Consider the following 15,973-nt stretch of genomic DNA (forward strand, 5'->3'; position numbering starts at 1 on the left):
GAAAGCTTGGAGCGTTGCAATTCGCGAACATTTCGTAATCCATCAAACAAAGTCAAACTTGAATTAATACCCGTGGTAAATGATGAGAATGTTTCATTTTCAAAAGCATTGGTTACTGGGTTAATACTTGCTCCTGTATTGGTAGTGTAAGATGCATTACCATTTAAAGAAGGAACAAAATTACCTATCGCTTCTAGTTTTTCCGTATCGGTAACTCTAACGTCTAACTGACTTTGCTTTATGGAAATATTGTTCTCCAACGCATATTCAACACATTCTGTTAAAGTCCATTCTTTATTATCTTGGGCTTGCCCGGTAAATCCGAAAGCAAGAAGTAATACTATAACCGCTAATTTTTTCATATTTGATTGTAGTTGATGCATAAGTCTTTAGTTTCTTGAAAGTGTTACAGGTATTTTAAAAAAATATATAAAACCTATTCTCTTTACATAGATTGTGCAGGTTTTATTTGGTTCCAAACCTTGATTTTATCTTCTTTTGAAATTCCACTTAACACCTCTACTTTTATTCCGTCACTCACACCCAATTCAACATCTTTTCGTTTAAATTCTTGATCACCAGTTTCAACTTCAACATAGGGTTGTTGTGTTTTAGAATCATACTGAACTAAAGCTTCATTAATTGCCATAACATCATCTGCACGCGCTAAAATAATAGAAGCGTTGGCACTTAAACCAGCACGAATAAAAGTGGTAGTATCGATTCTCTTTAAAGTTCCTTTAATTTCAAATTGAATGGCACCGTTTTCGTCTACACCTTTTGGAGCAATATAGTCTAACACCGCATCGAATTTCTGATTTTCAATAGCTCCGACAGTAATTTCCAGAGGAAGACCTTCTTTAATTTTTCCTACTTCGCTTTCATCTACTTTTCCTTCAAAAATCATTTTATCCACATCGGCCAGAGTAGCAATGGTAGTACCATCGTTAAAGTTGTTCGCCTCGATTACCTGATTTCCTGTTTTTACGGGAACATCAAGTATCATCCCTGAAACAGTAGCTTTAATTTCGGTATTTGCTGAAGCCCCTAAACCGCTGGTAGTACCCGTTTTTACAATATCGTAGTTTTGGCGAGCTCCCGTAAGATTTACTTCTTCTTGCTTAAAACGTTGTTGTGCTTGATTATATGCTAATTGTGCATTGTCAAACTCATTCGCCGAAACTACGCCTTTTTCAAATAATTCTTTTTGACGATTGTAAATACTTTTTTGGTTTTCAAAAGCCAATCGCGCCGTTTCCACTTGTGTACGGGCAGCATTAATATTGTTTTTTGCACTAGTTAAAGATGAAACATTAGGAACCACCTTAACCTTTGCTATTAAATCACCACGCTCCACAGTATTCCCCGCTTCAACAAAAATTTGATCTATAATACCTGAAATATTTGGTTTGATCAACACTTCTTCTTTAGGCACAATACTTCCTGTTGCTACGGTCTTTTTTATAATACTATCAGTTGTAGGCGATTGCGTTTCATAAACAATAGGGTCTTCTGCATTTTTTTGCCATAACCAAAACATAGCCACGGAAAATAGCAGTACAATACCAACGAGAATTACAATAGTTCCTGTTTTTTTCATCTTGAATGCCGGTGCAAACCGGTATTTTTAAAGGTTAAACGTTTAATTTATTCAGTCCGTAGCGCATCTACGGGTTTTACTTTTATTGCATTTTGTGCAGGTATTAACCCTGCCAATAATCCTGAAACTATCAATATTATTAGCGCAATCATTACCACACCTATATTTACTGAAGGGTTTAAGAACATCATTTCACTAGTGTCCATTCCTTCCATAACATAATTAACGAGTGCCAAAACTCCGGAAGCCAAAACAATACCAGCCATTCCTGAAATAATGGTTAAGAAAATTGATTCTAATAACACCTGAGAACGGATACTCCAAGGCGTTGCTCCCAACGCTCGACGGATGCCTATTTCTTTAGTTCGTTCTTTTACTACAATCAACATAATATTACTTATCCCGATTATTCCAGAGAGCAATACTAGTATACCCACAAAGTAGGCTACAAAATTAAGTGCTACAAAGAGGCCATTTATTTTACTATACTCTTCATATAAATCGAAATTACCCACTGCACGATCATCTTCAGGATGAATGGAGTGTCGCAGTTTTATAACATCGAATACTTGTTCTTTCAACTTAGTAATAGAAGATCCATCTTGAGCAGTAATAGCCATCCAGCCTACCGTTTCGCCCATATTAAAAGCTTGTGAAAAAGAAGTGAACGGAACATAAATTTCTTTTTGAGCCTCTTCCGCATCTCCTCCACCGTTTGATTTCTTTTTATAAGTGCCAATTACCATAAAGTTTACACCATTGATTTTTATATAGGTCCCTATAGGCTCTTCACCTGGATCATACAATCCTGTTTTCACAGATTCCCCTATAATGGCTACTTTACGTTTTTCATTAATATCAGAATAATTTATAAACCGCCCAGAAGTAATATCCATGGGCTGTTGTTTTATAATTTCAGGATAATCACCATATACATTGTACGCCCCGGTTTTTAAACCACGAGTAACGTTGTTAGCACCTCTAAAGCCACCAAGCTGATTTCGAGGAGAAACGTAGCGTAGATTTGGCACGTTTTGTTTTATGGCAGCCACATCTCCTGTTTTAAAATTGTACCGACGGCCTTTTGGCAATCCCTTGTAGGGTTTTGATGCTGTTTGGGCCCACATAAACATAGAGTTAGTCGCCATTCCGCTAAATCCTTGTTTAACGCCATTTTCAAGACCATTACCAGCAGCTAATAATATAACGAGGATAAAGATGCCCCATAAGACGCCAAAGGCAGTCAAAATCGTCCTAAACCAATTTGAACTTAGCGCTTGTATTATTTCGCTCCAACTATCCCTGCTAAATATCTTACTCATCACGTAATGCTACTATGGGTTTAATAATTGAGGCTCTATAGGCAGGAAAAAATCCAGCAATGGCTCCTGCGATTACCAGAATAATAACCGTAGTGATGGCTACACCAAAATCTACTGATGGATTGCTTATAAAATTGGTTTCTATCAATGGGCCCACAAACTCGATTAGGAGTAGGCCAGAAATTAAACCAATAAATCCAGCAATGGCGGTTACAAAAACCGATTCGTGTAAAATCATTCCTATTATAGACAAGGGTTGTGCGCCAATAGCTTTCCGTATACCAATTTCTTTAGTACGCTCTTTTACAATAATGAGCATGATGTTACTTACACCTACAACTCCAGCAATGATGGTGCAAATACCAACACCCCAAAAGAAATAACGAATCATATCCATAAGGTCGTAAAATCGTTTTGCGTTTTCTAAAGAGTTATTGACGTTTATAGCACGTTCATCAGTGGGAGCAACAGTATGACGCGTTTTAAGATCACTTTCTAATTGATTGGAGAATGCTTCGGAAGCAGCCACGGCATCTTCAAATTTATCTTCAGGTTTTAATGTAAAAACCAAGGAACGCAAGTTATTTCCTGCGTTAAAAACCCGTTGTGCCGTCGTTAGCGGAATAAACATTCGTGTTTCTTCGCGTTCTCCACCCGGATCTGTATAAATACCAACTACTTTAAACTTTATTCCTGTAATTGAAATATACTCCCCAATGGCATTTTTTCCTTTAAAGAGATCTTGATAAACCCGATTTCCTAAAATGGTTACTTTTTCATATCCATCTAAATCACTTTGATTGATGTAACGCCCCGCAACAATGCTTTCATTTTCCAAGAATTGATAATCACCACGAACACCTTCAACTCGGTACGACCCTGTTTCACCATTATAGGATGTTAAGACACCCCAATTACTAAAAACCCCTGATTTGTATTCCAGCTTATCGCTATTTTTGGCTTCGGCCAACTCGTAATCTTGGTTATCTAACTGTATACGGCGACCAGGGTTCATCCCTTTATATTCTTCTGAAGTAACATTTGCCCATACCTGAATTCTATTTGCAGCATCGTTTTCAAATTCCGAAGAGATACCATTTTGCATTCCTTGCCCAATTGCCAAGAGTATGACTAATATAAAAATACCTGAAGCGACGGAAAGACCCGTTAAGAAAGTCCGCAATTTATTTTTGCGGATTGTTTCGAATATTTCTTGCCAGCGCTCTAAATTAAACATGAGCCAATGCTTTTTCTTTTGCTTCTTTAGCGCGCACTTGTTTGACTACGGAATCATCTAAAATAATACCATCTTGCAAGTTTACGATACGTTTGGTCATATGAGCTATATCGTCTTCGTGAGTTACGACCAAAATAGTTTTGCCTTCATCGTTAATGCCTTGTATTAATTCCATTACTTCATAAGAAGTCTTCGTGTCTAATGCTCCGGTAGGCTCATCTGCTAATAGCACCTTGGGGTCGCTGGCAAGTGCGCGAGCAATCGCTACACGTTGTTTTTGACCACCAGAAAGTTCATTAGGTAAATGACCGGCCCAATTTGCCAATCCTACTTTTTCCAGATAATGCATCGCTTTTTCGGTACGAGTATTCCTTTTTTCACCTTGATAGTATAGCGGCATAGCAACATTATCCAGCGCAGACTTATAATTGATAAGGTTAAACGACTGAAAAATAAAACCAAGAAATTTGTTTCTGTATTTTGCGGCTACTCGCTCATTAAGATTTTTAATTTCGGTACCATCTAAGTGGTAAGTACCTTCATCGGCTTCATCCAAAATACCCAAAATGTTGAGTAAAGTAGATTTTCCTGAACCTGACGACCCCATAATAGAAACCATCTCTCCTTCAGAAACATTAAAATTTATCCCTTTTAAAACGTGAAGCGAATTGCTCCCCATGTGATATGATTTATGTAAGTCTTTGATTTCTATCATAGTAAATAAATAAAACACAAAGAAATACTATTAAAGGATTAATTTGTGAAATTTTTGATAAGACTTACAGGCTTGGTTGGCAAGAGTCTTTGTATATAAGACTATTTTAAAACCTTTTTGTTACAGGCTCGATGTTAATTTTAAGCTTTTTTTGCTTTTTTCCGCATTTTGTAAATAGCATAACCAATACCGCCAATTAATAAGTAAGGAAAAATCATAAGGTACACAATACCATTGTTAATCCCTTTGGCCGCACTGCCTCCGTCTTCATTTTCTAAAACTGCACGACACATTGCACATTGAGCATCTGCGGGAAGAACTACTACAAATAGAATAAATATGAGTACAAAAAATTTAGTTTTCATAATCTTAATAATAAGGAGAAATCATTAGATACACGATTACTCCAGTTACTGCAACATACAACCAAAGAGGAAAGGTTATTCTTGCTATTTTTTTATGCTTTTGAAATTGCCCTGAAATTGCCCGGACATACGTTAACAATACAAAAGGTATAACAGTAATTGATAATACAATGTGAGTTATTAAAATAAAGAAATATACATACCGTATTGCTCCTTCCCCTCCATAAGGAGTAGAATCTGAAGTCATATGGTAGATTACATACATTATTAGAAATAATGCCGATAAAACAATACTCGATTTCATTAACAACTCATGCGTATTGCGATTCCCTTTTTTTATTTGAATAACAGCTAGAACCAACAAAATAGCCGTAATGGCATTAGTTGTTGCATAGATTGGCGGTAAAAAATCAAGCCTCTCCACCCCTGGTATCCGCACGGTAAAGAGGACCGCAACCACAATAGGAATAACTATAGACAGTATCCAAATCCAGATATTATATCTTTTTGTGCTTTTTGAAGTATTTTGTGACATGCTACAATAATTTTTTAATATCTTCAATTAGCATCTGTATGCCTTCCTCTTCTAAGCCATTGTAATAGATAATCGGATTTCCGTTTTTATCGATTCTAGAACGGATATTACCTTCTTTATCTATAAGAGCGAACATTCCTGAATGCTCAAAACCACCTTCTGCCTCAGGGCTTTCAGCGGCGTATAGCTTAAAACCATCATTAGAAAGCTTTAAAATGTCTTTTTTGTTTCCAGTAAGAAAATTCCAATGCGGATGCTCGACACCATAACTATCAGCATATTCTTTTAAAACCTGTGGTGTATCGTGTTCGGGATCAATAGTAAAAGAAGCAATTCCAAAATCATTTTCATTTTTAAAAACCTCTTCCACTTTTAGCATATTCGTATTCATAACGGGACAGATGCTTGGGCAGGTAGAAAAGAAGAATTCAACTACATACACTTTCCCTTGGTAATCTTTGTTTGAAATAGTGTCGTTATTTTGATTTACGAACTTAAAATCAGGGATTTTATTGATAGTAACCATCTCATTTTCATCAGCGCTATTAGAAATACCTGAGATATTCGCTTTATTACTCATCCGATCATTTTCAACAACATCTCCGTGGCTTAAGCGATCGATTATTTTTGGAATAGCCCATATCCCAAAAATTAATATAATGGCGGTAATCCCTATGTATGAATACTTTTTCAAAATATATACTCTTTAAGTTTAGTACAAATTTAAATTTCCCGTTTGGCATTATTTTTCTTTAAAGCCAAACGATATTCTGCCAACACTATTTTAATATCGTCGCTCATTTTGTTATTAATCTCAGCTATTTCCCTAGAGTCATAACCATACAACTTACCTACATCTTCATCTTCGTTTCTTCCACGTAAGTTTTGTTCCTTATCTATTATAAAAACATAAGGAGTAGCCAAAGAGCTATTTAAATCAAAGTTACTTTGTAGGGAAGTGAAGACAGTTTCGATTGCTTGTGGAGAACCATAGGCGAATTTCCAGTGGTCTGTATCTACAATTTCAGCTAACTTAGTTTCTAACTCTAGAGATTGTTGTTTTGCTTCTTCAGGAACTATAAAAATAATCTGGAAGTCTTTAAACTCATGGTTTTTTTTATAGATTTTATGAGCCAAGTTATAAGCCCCCACTTTAGCTACCATTGGATCTTTACCAAAGAACCCTAAAACTGTAATGTTATTTTCCAAATGCACTGGAGTACCGTCTTTCAATTTAAATTCATTGAGGCTCTGTACAGACTTTGTTAAAGTAGGAAGTTTCGCAAAGTTATTAACGCCAGAAGCAAAAAACATATAGGCCGTAATAGGTAGGGCAAACAAAATAAAAATAACCAAATATTTCTTGAACGAATGTTGCTTCATAACATCATATTTTGGAATGCAAAAATACAGGGTAAAAGGTGTATGGGCAATCTTTTAAAGTTAATTTTTAAATACTCTAAAAACAAAAAGTCCGGTTTATCACCGGACTTTTTTATATAGATTTATAGAAAAGGCTAGAAGTCAAATTTAACCGCTCCGTTTTTATACACTTCATAAATATAATCCCCTTCAATTAATAATATCAATATAAGGTAAGCTATTAAGAAAATAGCTGTCCATACTACTGAACGACGTAAACCAGATTTCTCGTCGCGCATGTGCATAAAGTCCCAAGTAATATAATATGCCTTAACAATTGTAAGTATTATAAACACCCAGTTTAGCAGTTTCATTGCCAAGAATGTATTCTCGGTTAAAGATGCTGGTTTAATAATACCTAATACAACTTCTATTATAGTAACTATAGAAAGGAAAACGAAGACGCCCCATATTTTCTGTTGGTTACTTTTAAACTTAACTGCTCCTCTAAAGATTGCTAAATTATGATTGTCGTGTGCCATTTTTTAATTTTTAAGCTGCTTAAACAAGGTAAAAGAATGTAAATACAAACACCCATACAAGATCTACAAAGTGCCAATATAGACCTACTTTTTCAACCATTTCGTAACTTCCTCTTCTTTCGTAAGTACCAATAACCACATTAAAGAATATAATAATATTAATTACAATTCCTGAGAAAACGTGAAAACCGTGGAAACCTGTTATAAAGAAAAAGAAATCTGCAAATAGTGGTGGACCATATTCATTATGTTTAAGGTTTGCACCTTCTACCACTAGTTTTCCGTCATTCGCTATTTTATCAACAGACTCTTTTCTAGAAAGCACAGTAGGCTCTCCGTGTTCATTAAGGTATTGTGTTCTAACTAATAAATTATCATTAGCCAAGAATCCAGCTTTCACTTCTTCAAAAGTAAAAGATGTTTGTGTTGGTTCGGCATTATACCAAACCCCTTCACTTTCATTATGAACTTGTCGAGCTGTTGGAATGTGTGTTGCAAAATCTGCAAGAGCCACACGCTCTCCTTCTGTATTTAAAAATTGAAGAATTTTACCTCCATTAGTTTCTACCGCACCATATTCTCCTTTAATGAAAGTATTCCATTCCCAAGCTTGAGAACCTACGAAAATAAGACCTCCAATGATTGTTAGGAACATATAAAAGGTTACCTTACTTTTTTGCATTTTATGCCCTGCATCTACCGCCAACACCATCGTAACCGATGAGAATATCAGTATGAAAGTCATAAAAGCCACATAATACATAGGTGCTTCTACACCATGTAAAAAAGGAAAGTGTGTAAACACTTCATCGGCTATTGGCCAAGAGTCTATAAATTTGAATCTTGAGAATCCATAAGCGGCAAGAAATCCTGAAAAAGTAAGGGCATCAGAGACAATAAAGAACCACATCATCATTTTGCCATAACTGGCTTTTAATGGTCGGTTACCTCCTCCCCAAGTTTTTCCTTCGGTACCTGTTTCAACAACGGTAGCTTCCATACAAAGAATTTGGTTTAAAAATAGGGTTCAAAAATACGATTAATTTTTATCTAACGAAATAGAAAAACAAAAACAGGTAAATCCATAGTATATCAACAAAATGCCAAAAAGTAGCAGCTAGTTCAATTCCAAGGGTTTTGCCGTTTGTATATTTTAGTTTATAATGATTATAAATTACAACTAGTATTGAAATTAGCGCCGCACTAACGTGGGCTAGGTGCAATAACACCACTAAATAAATAAACGAGGTAGTAATAGTACTTTCGCTTCCAGTAAAATAATATCCATTTGCTATTATCTGTGAAAAGCCTCTAAACTGGAAAAAAACAAAAGCCGATCCTAATAAAAGAGTAGCTATTAAAAAGAGCATTCCCTTTTTATTTTGTTCTTTGGTTATGGCCATTTTCGCTAAATGAACCGTAATACTACTTAATAAAATTACTACAAGGCTACTATAAAACGCCTGCGGAATTTGAAAATCGGTTAACCAATCTGGTCGCTCTTTACTTACTACATAAGCACTAGTAAGCCCAGCAAAACTCATTGACAGACTTATAATGCCAAACCAAAGCATCATTTTTTTGGCACGCTTTATTTTATGTTGTTCGGTCCCTTCCGTATAATCCATTATCGTATAAATTTATCTAGCACATACACCACCTGCAGTAGTGTAATATAACTAACACTTGCCAACATTAGCTGTTTGGCAGCTTTATTTGTTTTTTCTTTGAATAGGCGAATAGCATAATATAATAATCCTACCCCCAATAATCCAATAATTACAGCACTTACTGGGGTCACATAAAGTTTACCAGTTACTCCAAAGGCAGGAATCAATGATGCCAATACAGTCCAAATAGTATACAAAACCACTTGTATGGCTGTTCCTTTATCTCTTTTTCCTGTAGGCAACATAAAGAAGCCTCCTTTTTGATAATCTTCATACAAAAACCACCCTATGGCCCAAAAGTGAGGAAATTGCCAAAAAAACTGCACCATAAACAAAGTACCTGGCTCAATACCGAAGTTATTTGTAGCTGCAACCCACCCCAACATATAAGGTATCGCTCCTGGAAAAGCTCCTATAAATACCGACAAGGGAGTTTTAGTTTTAAGTGGCGTGTACAAGCTTACGTACATAAATATTGAAATAGCCCCAAACATGGCCGTAATAGGGTTAATACTATATAAAACCACTAAACCTATAATAGTCAAAGCAATTCCTAATACAAGAGCTGAATTTACCTGCATCCGGCCAGCTGGAATGGGACGGTCTTTTGTCCTATCCATTAAGGCATCCAGATCGCGTTCAATAATTTGATTGAAAATATTGGAAGCTCCTACCATACAATAACCTCCCACGCATAGCAGCAGTAAAATATAGTAATCAACAGTTTCGGCCCCTAACAAATAGCCTGCTACAGACGAAAATACCACACTGACTGATAACCGAAACTTGGTTATCTCGGTAAAATTCCTGACAAGGGTTTGAGGAACAGTTTGTGTTTGTGTTACGGACAAGCTCATTTTTTTTGCGCTGCAAAGATACAGCAACTACCCAATTTCCACAATTTATTCTATCTTTTCTTAGTGCTTTATTTATACTTTTTTATTATTTTAATACCCTAATAAAATCCATAAAAGATGAACATTAACAAAACAATCCTTTCATTACTTCTATTATGTACAACTGTTGTTTTTTCACAAACCGACTCAGGTGAAAAAACAAACCTTAAAATTATTAATGTCAATGGCGATGTATACATGCTGCAAGGGAAAGGTGGTAATATTGGGTTAAGCTTCGGAAAAGAATCTATTTTAATGATCGATGACCAATACGCAGAACTTTCAGAAGATATACTTAAAGCTGTTAGAAAAATCAGTAAAAACCCAATTAAAATGTTGGTTAACACTCATTTTCATGGTGATCATACCGGCGGAAACATGGCGTTTAACAAAGAAGGAGCTGTTATTTTCTCGCATGAAAAAGCACGAGAACGACTCGCTAGTATCGCAAATTCTGATCAAAAGAAAATTGATGAATCTGCTTTACCCATGGTTACTTTTACCAACAACTTAGAATTTCACCATAACAATGAAACTATAAAAGCTTTCCATATTGAAAACGCCCATACCGATGGTGATGTAGCTATATATTTTCCAAAAACCAATGTAATACATACTGGCGATGTTTTTGTTAATGGATCCTATCCTTACATAGATTCCGAAAACGGCGGTTCAATTGATGGATACTTAAAGGGACTGAACACAATAAAAATGATGATAAACGAAGAAACTAAGATTATTCCTGGTCACGGCGGCATAGGATCTATTGACGATCTTACTTTTACCATTAATATGCTTAAAGACATATATAAAGAAGTCAGTTTTCATTACGCAAAAGAAAAACCGCTTCAAGACATTCTTGCCATGAAAGATATCACTTCACAATATGACGAAAAGGGGTATGGAAAAGGTTTTATTTCGACTGATAAAATGCTCACGACTATTTACAATGAAATAAAAAAGACAAAAGGTCCAGTTGACAACCGAAGTATGGAGGAGCGATTACAAGAAAAGTATAAGCAACAGCAGAAAGAGAAAAAAGAAAAAAAAAGATAATTAATTGATTATCCTATTTTATTTAAAAATCATAATACCAATTAAACAGATCGGTGCGTAAACCGAAGTTTAACCAAGTAGTCTGATTTTCAAAAACGGTTTCAGTATCAACCTCCGGTTTAAAATCGCGAACGATTAAACTTGCATATATTTTAAGATTCGTGGCTGGGTTTATTAAATATCCAGCCTGCAATTCGCCGTGGAAAAAATCAGCTGTGTTACCTTGCGCCACTTCATTACCATTATCTGATACTCGATTGTCTTCTGTTCCATAGATGTTTCCGCCGTAAAAGAGGCTATCTTCCTCTGTGTTGAATTCAAAACCTCGCTTGGCAACTATCAACTTTAAATCCCCAAAAATTCGTCCTTTCTGGTACCGAGCAATGCTAATAAATTCTGAAAAATTAGAACCCAACGTATGTGCCATTGATTGGTTGTTATGCCCATAATTTAAAATAATGGAATTGTGCGAATACGTATATGGTCGCACCCGGTTGTATTCTGCTTGTAGATACAAACCATCTACTCCAAAGGCATCGTAATACTTGGCTCCAAGCTGGTAACCAATCTTATTTCTATAACTTCCCTCGCCTCCAAAAATATCGCTGGAAGAAAATTCATCAATAATCAATTGCCCATAAGCATTTATGCGATCGGTAAATTTATATTTTGAAGTAAGACCTATCAAAGCATTTCCACCACGCGGTCCTGTAGAGAACTCAATAGCCCTGTAAAAAATAACTGGATTTATGTAGTTAAAATCAAACCCACGGTCGTTATCATTTTCCCAAACAACAGATTCAAACAATCCAATATTCAACCGTTTTGTTACATTGTAACTTAGGTAATGATTGGCAAAAAATTTGGTGCGAAACGACCCCCCATCTTGAACTTCTGGCCTAACATCGCGCAGCGACATCCAAGTATTGGTGTATTTAAGTTTCCAGAAAGTTGTATTTATCTTTAAATATGGATACGGACTTGCATTGTCGCTTAATAATAACGATCGATACCCATCACCAAAAAAGTTTTTTCCGTGACCCAATTGAAAATTAAAATACTTTGAAGGTGCATAAGAAATATGCCCTGTTGCAATTGGGTAATCATAGGAATCACTCCTGAATTTTTTAGCTATGCCGTGACCAGGTATTAAAGCAGGGTTACCGCCAGCAGGTCTTCTAGCTTCAGCAAAGCGGTTAAAATAATCAGCAAAGCGCCCTTGGCTTTCATAGATTACTGCAAAAAAATTGAAGTTTTTACCCAAACCTCCTTGGGTATAAACCAAACGCGTATTATTATAGGTATCAATATCGGTATCGAAATCTTTTCCTACTTGCAGGTCGACTCCAGCATCTAATGTAATCCAATAGTTTTCATCTTTTATTGTAACCAAATGTTCGTTCCACAATTTCTTACCAAACCAAGACGATTTATCCTTTAGCAGCTTTTGGTTTTCAGCCTCAAAATTGTAGTATTTATTAACTTCAGCATAAACATACGGCTTTTGTGCAGTATGATTGTTTTGCCCTACCCGGTTTAACGCAGGATCGAATAAGCTATAATTATGATGCGAAAAAGGAATGTTTATCTGGCTGGTATATTCTTCGTTGTCATACGGTAGGTTTTTAATTTTGTCGTATTCGTTTTTAAGGGTTTCCACTTTTTTTGTTTCTGAAACAGCTGCTTCATCTTTCATTTGATCGGGCACCGCTATGATAGGAATTGGGATAGACATGGTAAACTGCACATAAGCAGGATTACTGTTGTAGGTAGCAGGTTTTATCTGTGGAAGAGATTCAAAAACACGTCTCGTTTCTTCTTTAAGTTCATTGTACATGGCGTCAACATATAGTACTTTAAACTCTCCTTCTTTTGTGACTTCGAAAAAGACTGATACGTTGCCTGTATAGTTCTCCTCAGTCACTACTTCCGGTACTTTGAAATTTGAAAATACTTTTGATCGCAACGTCATATCAAAACAATTTTGAAGGTTGTCGATGGATTGATTATCGCATTCGGGGAAAACAGGATATTTTTCAAAGGTTCCGCTTACCTTTTGAGCCAACGCGGGGAGACAAGCCAATATGAGCAAAACTGAAAAAAAACGCTTCATTGTAGGATACAAATTTTGTTGAAAGATACGGTTTTTTCGTTTTCTGAAAAGATAAAAAGAAAAAGCCCTTCGAAGAGAAGAGCTTTTAAAATTTTAATACCCCATTTTAAAAACAATGGGAACGTTGTACAACACATCTACGCTTCTGTCACCTTGTTTACCCGGAATTATTACGGGCAGTTTATTAATAACCCGAATGGCTTCTTTTTCAAAAGGTTGATATTTAGACCGTGCTTTAATTTCGGTTACTTTCCCAGCGGCATTAATTTGAAATTGAACATCAATGCGGTGTACCTCACCATTATCGATAGCACCCGAAAATTGTTCAGTTTTAAAGTTTTTATTTATAAACGTTTTGATTTTTGATGAAAAACAAGCAACCCGTTCTTTGTTTGTCTTTAATGCTTCGCAACCAGGAAATATAGGAACAAACTCAACTGTATTCGCAAAATACTTTTTCTTTGACTCCGATGGTTTGCTAGTATGAGACGTAGGTACATTTATAATCGGGCTGTCAGTTCCTGCAGTAGGAGTTTCTGTTATAGTTGGGGTTGTATTGTCTACTACTTTAATTGTATTTTTTATCACAGCGATTTTCGGCCTTTTAGGTTTTTGTATGGGCGTTTGTTTAGGCTTTGGAAGCTCTTTTATAGGCTCTTCCACTACAAAATCCATCATAGCAGGTTCTGATAGATAAAAATCATTATCTGGAACTTTACTTATAGTAGTAGAGCCGATACTGCTTTCAGCAATAAAGAAAACCAATGCCATACTGACTATAATCCCTAATTGAAAAAAAAGACCTGAATTCCATGGAATGTTAATGCTCTTTTTGTCGGCTCTTTTTGAAATGTTTTTTACTTGTTGTTCATTTGAAGATTTCATAACAGTTGTATTTAATGGTTACTATATAAAACCTAATACAAGGGTTATGCCAAATAAAAAACGCCTTCATTTCTGAAGGCGTTTGTAACTCTATATTTAAAGCGTTTAGTTCTGTACTTGGAATAAGATAGGCAGTGAGTATAAAACCCCAACTGCTTTCCCTCTTTGTTTTCCAGGTGTCATTTTAGGTAATGACTTTACAACATCAACTGCTTCCCTTTCTAATCTTGGGTGTGGAGCACGAGCACGTACATCTACTATATTACCACTTTTGTTAATCTTAAACTGAACAAAAATACGTTGTTTCCCGTCCAATCCTAAATCATTAGCAAGCTCTGTGTCAAATTTTTTCTGTACAAATTTTTGTACTTTTTCTGACATACACCTCTTCTTCGCGTTATTTCCACTTTCGTTTTCACAACCTGGGTACACTGGTACGTTTTCAATAACAGCAAAAGGTACATCAGCAATTTCTTCTTCTACTTCTTCTTCTACAATTTCTTCTACTTCAACGATATCTTCTTCTTGACTTGCTTCGGTAGATTCTATAATGGTTTCCTCCACTTCTTCTTCATCTTCCACAACCTCAATCACTTCAGGTGCTGGTGGTGGTGGTGGTGGTGGTGGTGGTGGTGTTAATTGTTGAGTAATTGGTACTTCTTCTTCCAGATCATCACCAACATCAACCATTCCGGCGTCTAGATCTGATTTATCGTACGTTTTCCATTCAATAGCTTGCCATGCTAACAAAAGCATCAAAATCATTCCTATTTGAAAGAACAATGTGCTCTTGCGATTCATGTTCGCTTTAGGGTTTTTCTTCGGTTCCATAATAGAGTATTTATTATATTGCTAAAATATAGAAATTCTAGTTCAATTGAAAACTAAAATACTATTTAGTTGTAAATTTTGTCTTTTACCTTTCTAAAAAGGCCTACACCTATAAGTAGTCCTATTACATTTGCCACTACGTCAAGCATATCTGCTTGTCTATAGGTTGTAAACATATACTGTAGGGCTTCAATTATTATGCCATACAACAAACAAACAGCAAAAACTGCATATATAGTTGTTATTGCCATCATTTTGTTTTCTTTTATATAAAAAAACAAAAGCCAAAACATTATTAATATGCAATTAATAATTAAATGAGCTGCTTTATCAAACGGGATGCCATCTTGTTTAGGCAACAAGCCTTGTGAAGGCACCAGCAACATAATGGTTATAAAAGCTGTATAAGCTATGGCTAGTATGCCAAGCGTTTTAGGCTCCGATAATCTCTTTATAAGCTGCTGCATCTAATAAATCTTCAACCTCTTCGGGATTTGATATTTTAATTTTTATCATCCATCCTTCGCCGTATGGATCAGAATTAACTTTCTCTGGTTCTTCTTCAAGATTTTCATTGAACTCCACAATCTCTCCTGAAAGGGGCAAAAAGAGGTCAGATACCGTTTTAACTGCTTCTACGGTTCCGAAAACTTCTTCTCTTTCCATAGTTTCATCTACAGTTTCTACTTCCACATAAACGATATCTCCCAATTCTCCTTGGGCAAAATCGGTTACACCAACCGTTGCAATATCGCCTTCAATTTTTATCCATTCGTGGTCTTTCGTGTATTTTAGGTCTGCTGGTAAATTCATAATATATAATTCTTAAAAAGTTTATTTTGTT

The 15,973-nt window shown here is 35.7% G+C and carries 19 protein-coding genes; 1 reads left to right on the forward strand and 18 read right to left on the reverse strand.

Annotation, left to right across the window (positions count from 1 at the left end):
• The 13 genes from AACZ92_RS00005 to cyoE all read right to left on the reverse strand — a co-directional run.
• A partial coding sequence (locus AACZ92_RS00005) for a TolC family protein (protein WP_339695367.1) occupies positions 1 to 383 on the reverse strand: 383 nt, incomplete at its 3' end.
• Positions 384 to 445: 62 nt separating this feature from the next.
• Positions 446 to 1,600 carry an efflux RND transporter periplasmic adaptor subunit gene (locus AACZ92_RS00010; RefSeq protein WP_339695370.1) on the reverse strand — a complete coding sequence of 385 codons (1,155 nt, stop codon included), beginning with the start codon at positions 1,598 to 1,600 and terminating at the stop codon, positions 446 to 448.
• A gap of 47 nt (positions 1,601 to 1,647) precedes the next feature.
• Positions 1,648 to 2,913 carry an ABC transporter permease gene (locus tag AACZ92_RS00015; RefSeq protein ID WP_339695742.1) on the reverse strand — a complete coding sequence of 422 codons (1,266 nt, stop codon included), beginning with the start codon at positions 2,911 to 2,913 and terminating at the stop codon, positions 1,648 to 1,650.
• Position 2,914: 1 nt separating this feature from the next.
• A complete protein-coding gene (locus AACZ92_RS00020; RefSeq protein ID WP_339695373.1) occupies positions 2,915 to 4,159 on the reverse strand; it encodes an ABC transporter permease in 1,245 nt (414 codons plus the stop codon).
• A complete protein-coding gene (locus tag AACZ92_RS00025) occupies positions 4,152 to 4,874 on the reverse strand; it encodes an ABC transporter ATP-binding protein (RefSeq protein WP_339695376.1) in 723 nt (240 codons plus the stop codon). Before AACZ92_RS00025 ends, AACZ92_RS00020 begins: the two co-directional genes overlap by 8 nt.
• Before the next feature lie 140 nt (positions 4,875 to 5,014).
• Complete coding sequence (locus AACZ92_RS00030; RefSeq protein WP_339695378.1) at positions 5,015 to 5,239, reverse strand: hypothetical protein; 225 nt, start codon at positions 5,237 to 5,239, stop codon at positions 5,015 to 5,017.
• A gap of 4 nt (positions 5,240 to 5,243) precedes the next feature.
• Positions 5,244 to 5,774, reverse strand: coding sequence for a DUF420 domain-containing protein (locus tag AACZ92_RS00035; protein WP_339695380.1), 531 nt, complete (start codon positions 5,772 to 5,774; stop codon positions 5,244 to 5,246).
• 1 nt (position 5,775) lies between these two features.
• The gene (locus AACZ92_RS00040; RefSeq protein ID WP_339695383.1) at positions 5,776 to 6,468 is read right to left on the reverse strand and encodes an SCO family protein; all 693 of its coding nucleotides are present in this window, start codon (positions 6,466 to 6,468) and stop codon (positions 5,776 to 5,778) included.
• A 29-nt stretch (positions 6,469 to 6,497) separates the two neighbouring features.
• Positions 6,498 to 7,157 carry a hypothetical protein gene (locus tag AACZ92_RS00045; protein WP_339695386.1) on the reverse strand — a complete coding sequence of 220 codons (660 nt, stop codon included), beginning with the start codon at positions 7,155 to 7,157 and terminating at the stop codon, positions 6,498 to 6,500.
• Positions 7,158 to 7,291: 134 nt separating this feature from the next.
• Positions 7,292 to 7,678: a cytochrome C oxidase subunit IV family protein gene (locus AACZ92_RS00050; protein WP_117158673.1), complete on the reverse strand. Its 387-nt coding sequence runs from the start codon at positions 7,676 to 7,678 to the stop codon at positions 7,292 to 7,294.
• 19 nt (positions 7,679 to 7,697) lie between these two features.
• A complete protein-coding gene (locus AACZ92_RS00055; RefSeq protein ID WP_339695395.1) occupies positions 7,698 to 8,678 on the reverse strand; it encodes a cytochrome c oxidase subunit 3 in 981 nt (326 codons plus the stop codon).
• 46 nt (positions 8,679 to 8,724) lie between these two features.
• Positions 8,725 to 9,306: a cytochrome c oxidase subunit 3 gene (locus tag AACZ92_RS00060; protein WP_339695398.1), complete on the reverse strand. Its 582-nt coding sequence runs from the start codon at positions 9,304 to 9,306 to the stop codon at positions 8,725 to 8,727.
• On the reverse strand, positions 9,306 to 10,205 hold the full coding sequence (gene cyoE, locus AACZ92_RS00065) for a heme o synthase (protein WP_339695401.1): 900 nt from the start codon (positions 10,203 to 10,205) through the stop codon (positions 9,306 to 9,308). Before cyoE ends, AACZ92_RS00060 begins: the two co-directional genes overlap by 1 nt.
• Positions 10,206 to 10,322: 117 nt before the next feature.
• Between cyoE and AACZ92_RS00070 the strand changes: the two genes are divergently transcribed.
• Positions 10,323 to 11,300 (forward strand): MBL fold metallo-hydrolase, encoded by a 978-nt coding sequence (locus tag AACZ92_RS00070; protein ID WP_339695404.1) that lies wholly within the window; start codon positions 10,323 to 10,325, stop codon positions 11,298 to 11,300.
• A gap of 22 nt (positions 11,301 to 11,322) precedes the next feature.
• Here the strand turns inward: AACZ92_RS00070 and AACZ92_RS00075 are convergent, their stop codons facing one another.
• The 5 genes from AACZ92_RS00075 to gcvH form a co-directional block, all read right to left on the reverse strand.
• Positions 11,323 to 13,413 (reverse strand): gliding motility protein RemB, encoded by a 2,091-nt coding sequence (locus tag AACZ92_RS00075; protein WP_339695407.1) that lies wholly within the window; start codon positions 13,411 to 13,413, stop codon positions 11,323 to 11,325.
• A 93-nt stretch (positions 13,414 to 13,506) separates the two neighbouring features.
• The gene (locus tag AACZ92_RS00080; protein WP_339695409.1) at positions 13,507 to 14,298 is read right to left on the reverse strand and encodes an energy transducer TonB; all 792 of its coding nucleotides are present in this window, start codon (positions 14,296 to 14,298) and stop codon (positions 13,507 to 13,509) included.
• A gap of 105 nt (positions 14,299 to 14,403) precedes the next feature.
• On the reverse strand, positions 14,404 to 15,129 hold the full coding sequence (locus AACZ92_RS00085; RefSeq protein WP_339695412.1) for an energy transducer TonB: 726 nt from the start codon (positions 15,127 to 15,129) through the stop codon (positions 14,404 to 14,406).
• A gap of 65 nt (positions 15,130 to 15,194) precedes the next feature.
• Complete coding sequence (locus AACZ92_RS00090; RefSeq protein WP_339695415.1) at positions 15,195 to 15,596, reverse strand: VanZ family protein; 402 nt, start codon at positions 15,594 to 15,596, stop codon at positions 15,195 to 15,197.
• The gene (gene gcvH / locus AACZ92_RS00095; protein WP_339695418.1) at positions 15,562 to 15,942 is read right to left on the reverse strand and encodes a glycine cleavage system protein GcvH; all 381 of its coding nucleotides are present in this window, start codon (positions 15,940 to 15,942) and stop codon (positions 15,562 to 15,564) included. Before gcvH ends, AACZ92_RS00090 begins: the two co-directional genes overlap by 35 nt.
• Positions 15,943 to 15,973: the final 31 nt, after the last annotated feature.

Origin of the sequence: uncultured Marixanthomonas sp. (genome assembly GCF_963974425.1) — a bacterium.
Taxonomy (GTDB): domain Bacteria; phylum Bacteroidota; class Bacteroidia; order Flavobacteriales; family Flavobacteriaceae; genus Marixanthomonas.

What these genes read in the sequence shown, in the direction of transcription:
- AACZ92_RS00075 (WP_339695407.1), bottom strand. Translation starts at nt 13,413, where the DNA reads ATGAAGCGTTTTTTTTCAGTTTTGCTCATATTGGCTTGTCTCCCCGCG.
- AACZ92_RS00010 (WP_339695370.1), bottom strand. Translation starts at nt 1,600, where the DNA reads ATGAAAAAAACAGGAACTATTGTAATTCTCGTTGGTATTGTACTGCTA.
- AACZ92_RS00090 (WP_339695415.1), bottom strand. Translation starts at nt 15,596, where the DNA reads ATGCAGCAGCTTATAAAGAGATTATCGGAGCCTAAAACGCTTGGCATA.
- AACZ92_RS00020 (WP_339695373.1), bottom strand. Translation starts at nt 4,159, where the DNA reads ATGTTTAATTTAGAGCGCTGGCAAGAAATATTCGAAACAATCCGCAAA.
- AACZ92_RS00055 (WP_339695395.1), bottom strand. Translation starts at nt 8,678, where the DNA reads ATGGAAGCTACCGTTGTTGAAACAGGTACCGAAGGAAAAACTTGGGGA.
- AACZ92_RS00025 (WP_339695376.1), bottom strand. Translation starts at nt 4,874, where the DNA reads ATGATAGAAATCAAAGACTTACATAAATCATATCACATGGGGAGCAAT.
- AACZ92_RS00085 (WP_339695412.1), bottom strand. Translation starts at nt 15,129, where the DNA reads ATGGAACCGAAGAAAAACCCTAAAGCGAACATGAATCGCAAGAGCACA.
- gcvH (WP_339695418.1), bottom strand. Translation starts at nt 15,942, where the DNA reads ATGAATTTACCAGCAGACCTAAAATACACGAAAGACCACGAATGGATA.
- AACZ92_RS00045 (WP_339695386.1), bottom strand. Translation starts at nt 7,157, where the DNA reads ATGAAGCAACATTCGTTCAAGAAATATTTGGTTATTTTTATTTTGTTT.
- cyoE (WP_339695401.1), bottom strand. Translation starts at nt 10,205, where the DNA reads ATGAGCTTGTCCGTAACACAAACACAAACTGTTCCTCAAACCCTTGTC.
- AACZ92_RS00030 (WP_339695378.1), bottom strand. Translation starts at nt 5,239, where the DNA reads ATGAAAACTAAATTTTTTGTACTCATATTTATTCTATTTGTAGTAGTT.
- AACZ92_RS00070 (WP_339695404.1), top strand. Translation starts at nt 10,323, where the DNA reads ATGAACATTAACAAAACAATCCTTTCATTACTTCTATTATGTACAACT.
- AACZ92_RS00060 (WP_339695398.1), bottom strand. Translation starts at nt 9,306, where the DNA reads ATGGATTATACGGAAGGGACCGAACAACATAAAATAAAGCGTGCCAAA.
- AACZ92_RS00050 (WP_117158673.1), bottom strand. Translation starts at nt 7,678, where the DNA reads ATGGCACACGACAATCATAATTTAGCAATCTTTAGAGGAGCAGTTAAG.
- AACZ92_RS00080 (WP_339695409.1), bottom strand. Translation starts at nt 14,298, where the DNA reads ATGAAATCTTCAAATGAACAACAAGTAAAAAACATTTCAAAAAGAGCC.
- AACZ92_RS00035 (WP_339695380.1), bottom strand. Translation starts at nt 5,774, where the DNA reads ATGTCACAAAATACTTCAAAAAGCACAAAAAGATATAATATCTGGATT.